5 protein-coding genes and 2 pseudogenes are annotated in these 7,468 nt (G+C 67.8%); 5 read left to right on the top strand and 2 right to left on the bottom strand.

Features of this window, described 5'->3' with window-relative positions; genetic code table 11:
• Positions 1 to 105: 105 nt before the first annotated feature.
• Positions 106 to 378 (top strand): annotated as a pseudogene (locus ACZ7L1_RS36920) (IS701 family transposase); the annotation flags it as partial.
• Positions 379 to 492: 114 nt separating this feature from the next.
• On the opposite strand, the gene ACZ7L1_RS36915 reads toward ACZ7L1_RS36920, so the two are convergent.
• Entirely contained in the window at positions 493 to 1,311 is an 819-nt protein-coding gene (locus ACZ7L1_RS36915) for an alpha/beta fold hydrolase (protein WP_471443785.1), read from the bottom strand.
• 385 nt (positions 1,312 to 1,696) lie between these two features.
• Positions 1,697 to 3,042, bottom strand: a pseudogene (locus ACZ7L1_RS36910) (IS701 family transposase).
• Between the two features lie 302 nt (positions 3,043 to 3,344).
• On the opposite strand from ACZ7L1_RS36910, the gene ACZ7L1_RS36905 reads away from it, so the two are divergent.
• The 4 genes from ACZ7L1_RS36905 to ACZ7L1_RS36890 all read left to right on the top strand — a co-directional run bounded on the left by ACZ7L1_RS36905 (position 3,345) and on the right by ACZ7L1_RS36890 (position 7,321).
• Positions 3,345 to 3,494: a hypothetical protein gene (locus ACZ7L1_RS36905; protein WP_471443783.1), complete on the top strand. Its 150-nt coding sequence runs from the start codon at positions 3,345 to 3,347 to the stop codon at positions 3,492 to 3,494.
• 586 nt (positions 3,495 to 4,080) lie between these two features.
• Complete coding sequence (locus ACZ7L1_RS36900; protein WP_471443781.1) at positions 4,081 to 4,473, top strand: hypothetical protein; 393 nt, start codon at positions 4,081 to 4,083, stop codon at positions 4,471 to 4,473.
• Between the two features lie 413 nt (positions 4,474 to 4,886).
• Positions 4,887 to 6,320, top strand: coding sequence for a cytochrome ubiquinol oxidase subunit I (locus ACZ7L1_RS36895; RefSeq protein ID WP_471443779.1), 1,434 nt, complete (start codon positions 4,887 to 4,889; stop codon positions 6,318 to 6,320).
• Entirely contained in the window at positions 6,320 to 7,321 is a 1,002-nt protein-coding gene (locus ACZ7L1_RS36890) for a cytochrome d ubiquinol oxidase subunit II (RefSeq protein WP_471443790.1), read from the top strand. The genes ACZ7L1_RS36895 and ACZ7L1_RS36890 overlap by 1 nt, the downstream gene beginning before the upstream one ends.
• Positions 7,322 to 7,468: the final 147 nt, after the last annotated feature.

The following is a 7,468-nucleotide window of genomic DNA, read 5'->3' as shown; positions in this document are numbered from 1 at the left end:
CGGCAGCTGTAGATGTGGCTGCGTCGTGAGTTGAGGCTGGTCAGCGGGATGGCGGGGTGCCTGCGGGCATGAGTACGGCCACCGTGATCATGAACTTTTGTGACGATGTTTCAGAACCAGGTGGCCGTGGAGGCCACGATAGCCGAGCAGACATGGACGGCGGCGCTCGGGGCGGTGGCCGAAGAGATCGCGGACTGTTTCGAGCGCCGTGAACCACGGGCCCTGGTCCGGGAGATGACGGAGGCGATGCTGATGGAGCTGGACACGCGTAACTGCTGGACGCTCGCCCAGGCCCTTGGCCACCGCGGGCCGCACCGACTGCAGCGCTTCCTGTCCCGCGCGGTCGTCGATCACGACCGGGCCCGGGACCGGATCACTACCTGGACGGCCGCTGAACTCGCCGATCCGGACGCGGTGCTGATCGTGGACGAGACCGGGGACGATGAACATAGGAGGCAGCGACTCCAGCACCCGCGCTCGTGCTCTGATCCGTTAGGACTGAATGAACTCGAGCAGGTCGGGGTTGAGGACGTCCGCGTGGGTGGTGAGCATGCCGTGCGGGTAGCCCGGGTAGGTCTTCTGCGTGCCGTTCCTGAGCAGGTCAACCGCCCGCGGGACGGAGCTGGCGAAGGGGACGATCTGGTCGTCGTCGCCGTGCATGACCAGGACCGGGACCGTGATCTTCTGGAGGTCTTCGGTGTAGTCCTCCAGCCATGTGCGGGGAGTCTCGAAGTGGGCCTGGATACTGCCGGCCATGGCCTGCCGCCACCAGTTGTCGATGACTCCCTGGGACCGCTCGGCTCCCGGGCGGTTGAAGCCGTAGAACGGCCCTTCGGGCACCTCGCGGAAGAAGTCCGCCCGGTTGTTCAGAGTGCCGTCCTTGACCGCCTCGAACCACTCCGAGGGCTGGCCCGCGGGGTTGTCCTCCGTCTGATACATGTACGGCGTCAGGGAGGCGACCAGCACCGCCTTGGCGACTCGGTCCTGGTAGCGGGCCACGTAGCGGGCCACCTCGCCGCCGCCCGTCGAGTGTCCGATGTGGACAGCGTCGCGCAGACCCAAGTGCTCGGTCAGCGCCGCGAGGTCCTCGACCCAGTGCGCCATGTCGTTGCCCGTGCTGACCTGTTCCGACCGGCCATGCCCGCGCCGGTCGTGAGCGATTACCCGGTAGCCGTGGTGCAGGAAGAACATCATCTGAGCGTCCCAGTCATCAGCCGACAGCGGCCAACCATGACTGAAGACGATGGGCTTACCGGAACCCCAGTCCTTGTAGAAGATCTCTACACCGTCTGGAGTAGTGACAGTAGGCATGAGCTTTTCCTCTCGCGTGGTTGACCATGTGCCGGCGCCAAGACCGACTCAGTCATTCAAGGCCTGCGAAAAGATTTGGAATAGAAGATGAGAGTCCTCGGCCGCTGCTGGCACGCATCTTCACTGGCGCCATCCAGCGCGCTCCGTGACTCCCCGACTCCAGCAAATAGCGCTGACCGCGGCAAGAGAGCTAGGCGGACTCATCTCAGTAAGCGAGCGAACCAAAGTCGAATGACCTGTACATGAGGTCCCCTGTAGCAGACCCCGCTGTTGAAATGTGAGGATCACAATACCTAACGGGCATGTTGGGAAATTTAGCACCATATGAGCAGGCTAAATAGACACGGCAGCTATAGTTCCTTGATCGGCAGGGTGTTGTTACTGGTCACGTCGTTGCGGTGGCGGTGATGTTGTTCCATCTCCGGTGAGCTTCGGCGGCTTGGTGTTGGTGGTGACGGCGCCAGGCAGACCAGTGCAGGAGGTGGTCGCGGTCGCGTCGCGGGCGGGGCAGGGCGGTGATCCGCAGGAGTCGGGGCAGTTCGCGGCCGCTGGCCGGGACGAGCTCGCTGCCAGCGGTGGTGGCCGTGGTGGTGCGGGCGCGGGTGACGGCCAGGACTGCGGCGGCGAGCATGCTGATCAAAGTCCAGCGCATCCAGGAGTTCCAGCAGGTGGTCTGGCCCTGGTCCAAGCCGCAGACGCCCTTGGCGGTCTGGAAGTCCTCCTCGACGCGCCACCTGCAGCACACCACATCCACAAGGTCGGCCAAGGTGACGGGAGTGGCCGAGTGGCAGCGGTAGAAGGATAGTTCACGGGCGTAGCGGTGACGGCGGACCAGGACGGCGGCGTGCCCGGGCCGGTGTCCCTCGGGGGTGTCGTCGGGCTGGATGTCGAGCATGGCCCAGTCGTAGTGGCGGTCGCCCTTGAGGCCGTGGCCGGTGCGCAGGCGCATCCATGCCTTCTTCGGGACCCGGGTCGCGAGGTCGGTGACGGTCAGGCGGCCGACGGCGGTGTCCACACGGTGATCGGTGCGGACGGCCAGGGCGTAGCCGAAGCCGAGTGCGCGGGCGCTGTGCCGCAGTTCCTTGCCTCCGTAGACCTCGTCGCCGGCCAGCCACCGTGCCTGTATGCCCAGGTCGCGGGCGTGGGTGAGCAGGGCGGCGGCGATCTGGGGTTTGGTGGCGAACATGACGTCGTCGGGGACATGGGTGAGCAGGCGCCGTTCCTCGTCGGCGGCCCACTCGGCGCCGAGGTACAGGGCCCGGTTGATCGGGGCGTGCCCGTACCGGCTTGCGTAGGTGAGGTGGACGGCGATCTGGCACAGTCCGATACCGGCCAACGCTCCGGAGTATTGGCGGGCCGCGCCGACACAGTCCGATAGGAGGACTTCTCGTCCCCGGTCTCGTCCACGATCAGCACCGCGTCCGGATCGGCGAGTTCAGCGGCCGTCCAGGTAGTGATCCGGTCCCGGGCCCGGTCGTGATCGACGACCGCGCGGGACAGGAAGTGCTGCAGTCGGTGCGGCCCGCGGTGGCCAAGGGCCTGGGCGAGCGTCCAGCAGTTACGCGTGTCCAGCTCCATCAGCATCGCCTCGGTCATCTCCCGGACCAGGGCCCGTGGTTCACGGCGCTCGAAACAGTCCGCGATCTCTTCGGTCACCGCCCCGAGCGCCGCCGTCCATGTCTGCTCGGCTATCGTGGCCTCCACGGCCACCTGGTTCTGAAACATCGTCACAAAGGTTCATGATCACGGTGGCCGTACTCATGCCCGCAGGCACCCCGCCATCCCGCTGACCAGCCTCAACTCACGACGCAGCCACATCTACAGCTGCCGTGTCAGAGCCGCGGGGGCTGCCGGCCCCGGAAGCCGAACCGTCCTTGTGCGCGCTGCCGCTGGCTCTGCGGCCTTTCGTGGATACCCCCGTCGGGGCCCAGACTTTCAAGGTGCGCGGTACCCCGTCCTGGGCACAGGATCCCGAGTACTACAGGTGCGCATGCGGCGCGGGCTTGGTGTATGTCTGCCAGGTTCCCGAGGGTATGGACTTCGCTGTCTACCCCGGCCAGCCAGAACAGCCCTATAGCGTCAGGGCCGACACCTACTGGCTGTTCCTGGGCAACGAGGTCTTCTTGCTGGCGTGCCCGGCCCGCTGCGATCCGGCGGCCATCTGGCCGGTCAACCAGCACTGACGCGTCAGCATCACCGCCCTTATCCCACGCCAGCGGTGCCCAGTAACCACCACCGCGAGGAGGCAGCTACCGGTCCGGAGATCATTTACGGGACAGCACTTGGGCTATGACCTGCGGCCACTGCAAGATCGCTAGTCTTCACACGCCAATGATCAGCGGTGGCTGTACCCGTCTCCCCCCTCTGGCAGCCTTTGGTGAGACGCCCCAACCAGCAAGATCACGATCTACGCTGGAGTACTTGTCGGCGCCCACGCTGTCCGGGGTGCGGCGGGTCGTCCGAGCCCCGTGCGGGGAACACGGATATTGTCCGTCACCGGCTCGAACTGGACGCAGTCCGCCCAATGCCCCGGCGTGATGAGCAGGGACAGCGGGCGGCATCAGCTTCCGCGACGACATGGCTCTCGGTGGTCAGCCCGCCGCGAGAGGAGGCCGATATGCGTGCGGCCTTCGTGCTGTGGCAACGACTACTGAACAACCTGCTGCACGACCTCCTGGACGAGTCGCAAGCGAGGTCACGTAGTGTAGTCAAGTGCTCTTCGAGTGTCGGCGTATGTGAATGCTCCTGACTTTCTGCACAATCCCTGTCATGCAGCCGTTGCCGGTGCCTTGCCCCGCTCACCTCGTCCCGGACGCCTCCGGCACCGAGGCGTTTCATAAGGCATACAGGCAGGCCATAGCGCAAAATGCCGTGTTCGTCGCCATCGAATCCGACGGTCCGCGGTGGACCGTGAAGGCGGACACGCTCACCGCCGGCCCGGAACACTCCGTCGACGACACCGTGAATGACGCTGTCCGGGCTGCGATCACCCGCCTGATCCGCAACCATGAGGTCGGCTTGGACGCCTATACAGGGCCCATTTACTTCATGATGCACAACGTGTCGAACGAAGGCCGAGCCCGCGAACTCGCTGCCGCCCTCCACGCCGCCCTGCACGGAGACCTGGAACCACTCAACCGCGCCGTCCCTCCCGCATCCTGACCTGAACGCCGGTGGCAGCATCACCGCTGAGCGGCCGGGACGCCGTGGCGCGGCGAGTGGGTAAGGGCCCGCTCCTCGCACTCCCCGTTCCTGAGCCGCCCGGCGGAACTGGCGGGGCTGCTGCGGGAGGAGACGGGGCTTGAAGAATGCATTGCAGGTGGGCAGGCGGGGACGGAAGCGGTCCGCCCGGAAGCCCCGCAGGGCCGCCGCCCGGCCCCCTCCCGTCCGGCCTACCTCGTTCCCCCGTGCGATGGAAGAGACCGACCGTGTCGGGCGTATCGCCCGGCCCGCGACATGAAGAGACGATATTGAGCTCTTTATGTCACTGACCGGGTCCACTCGGACAGACCGGACGGATGGGGCGCGATGGCGGTGTCGTACGCGGGCGGAGCCCGATGCCTGGGCGGTGCCCGATGAGCACCCTCGCCCTGGACTCCCTCACTCAGCTACTGGCCTCTGCGGACGAACCGCCGCAGCTGCTGCCCGCACGGCAGCAGATGGCGTTCACCCTCGGCTTCCACATCATCCTGGTGCCGTTCGGCGTGGCGCTGACCTCCCTGATGCTCATCGCCAACTACCGTGGTCTGCGCAAGGGTGACGCCGACTCCCTGCTGCTCGCCAAGCGGTGGTCGAAGGTGGCCGCCGTACTGTTCGCCGTCGGCGCGATCAGCGGCACCGTCCTCTCCTTCGAACTCGGCCTGCTGTGGCCGGGCCTGATGGGCCGCTACGGCGCCGCGTTCGGCTTCCCCTTCGCCATCGAGGGGCTCTTCTTCTTCACCGAGGCGATCTTCGTCTCGATCTACATCTACGGTTGGGACCGGCTCAGGCCCTGGGCACACTTCTGGGCCGGCGTCCCGGTCGCCCTCGCCAGCATCGGCGGCGCGGCGGCCGTCATCGGCGCCAACAGCTGGATGAACAAGCCCGGCGGCTTCACGGTCCGCGGCGGCGAGGTCGTCGAGGTCCACCCGGCCCGCGTCTTCTTCAACGGTGCCTTCTGGTACGAGTTCGCCCACATGCTGCTCGCCGCCTACATCGTCGCCGGCTTCGGCGTGGCGAGCGTGTACGCGGTCGGCATGCTGCGCGGGGGTCGGGGCCGCTACCACCGGGTCGGCTTCCTCATCTCCTTCGTCACCGCCGCCGTGATCCTGCCCGTGCAGATGATCGTCGGCGACACCATCGCCCGGTACGTCTTCGACTCGGAGCCCAGGAAGTTCGCGGCCATCGAACTCCTGCCGAAGACCGGCAGCCACGTCTCCGAGACGCTCGGCGGCATCCTGGTGGACGGCGAGGTCCGCTACGGCATCAGGATCCCCGACGTGGCCTCCATCCTGGCCGCGTTCAAGCCCTCCACCCGCATCCAGGGCCTGGAGGTGATCCCCGCTGAGGTGCGGCCCTCGGACCGGATCGTCAGCACCGTGCACCTCGCCTTCGACGTGATGGTCGGTCTCTCCTCGGTCCTGATGCTGCTCGTCCTGTGGTTCGCCTGGCTCATGTGGCGGCGCCGCCCGCTGGAGCGCCAGACCTGGTTCCTGCGCTGCTGCGCGCCGAGCGGCCTGGCCGCCGTCGCCTGCCTGGAGACCGGCTGGATGGTCACCGAGCTGGGCCGCCAGCCCTGGACGGTCGTCGGCCACTTGCTGACCCTCGACGCGGTGACCCGGCAGGGCAACGTCTGGCCGCTGTTCGCCGCCGTCCTCGCCGTCTACAGCGCCGTCGGCGTCAGCGCGATCACCGTGCTGCTGTCGATGCGCAAGCGCTGGCAGGCCGAGGGCGACATCGACGTGGAAGTCCCCTACGGCCCCCAGTCCGGACCCCGGCCCGCGGACGCCACCACCGGATCGGGGCGATGATGCCCGACGTCGTCGTCAGCTTCCTCTTCATCGGCGTCATCGCCTACTCGCTGCTCGCCGGCGCCGACTTCGGTGCCGGGTTCTGGGACCTCACGGCGGGCGGCGCCGAGCGCGGCAAGGAACCCCGGCACCTGATCGACATCTCGCTCGGCCCGGTCTGGGAGGCCAACCACACCTGGCTCGTCTACTGCCTGGTGTTCCTGTGGACGTCGTTCCCCACCGCGTTCGCCGCCATCACCACCACGCTCTACCTCCCGCTCGGCCTCGCCGCCCTCGGTATCGTGCTGCGCGGCGCGGGCTTCGCCTTCCGCAAGGCGTCCCTGCGCACCCCCGAACGACGCGTCTACGGCGTGGCGTTCGCGGTGTCGTCGCTGCTGACGCCGTTCTGCTTCGGTGCCATCGCGGGCGGCATCGCCTCAGGCCGGGTACCCGCGGCCGGCGGGGGAGACGCCATCACCTCCTGGCTCAACCCCACCTCCGTCCTCGGCGGCGTGCTCGCCGTCCTGACCTGCGCCTACCTGGCGGCCGTCTACCTGTACGCCACCGCCGCGCGCCTGAGCGCCACCATCCTGGTCCGCTACTACCGGGGCCGCGCGTTCGCCGCCGCCGTCGGCACCGGCATCGTCAGCATCGCCGGCATCTTCGTCCTCCGGGCCGACTCGCCCCGCCTGTTCCGCGAACTCAGCGGCAGGGCACTGCCATTGGTCGTCATCGCGGCCCTGTGCGGCCTGGCCACGATGGCGCTGCTCCGCCTGAAGGTGATGCGCAACCTGCGCCTGCTGGCCGGCGGCGCGGTCGCCCTGGTCGTCCTGGGCTGGGGCGTCGCGCAGTACCCGTACCTGCTCGGCACCCACGTGACGATCGACGAGGCGGCGGCCCCGTCCTCCTCGCTGAACGTCATCGTCGGCGTCGCCGTCGTCGCCGGCCTGGTCATCGTCCCCTCCCTCATCCTCCTGTTCCGCCTGGCGGTCCGGGGCCGGCTGGAGCCGGAGGAACATTGACACCTCGTCCTCGGCACGTCTCGGGCCCGTACGGCGGTTGCCGTACCGTGTGGGACCTCGGCTGGTTCCGCCCCGGCGAGGGGGGCGCAGGAGCCGCGAACGCTCGCGGCCTAATCCCGGTAGCAGGAGAGGCCGGAGGCCGACTGC

It is taken from the genome of Streptomyces sp. NPDC107546, assembly GCF_055639175.1.
Note: the sequence above shows the minus strand (reverse complement) of the source record. Positions and strands in the feature narration are given on the sequence as shown.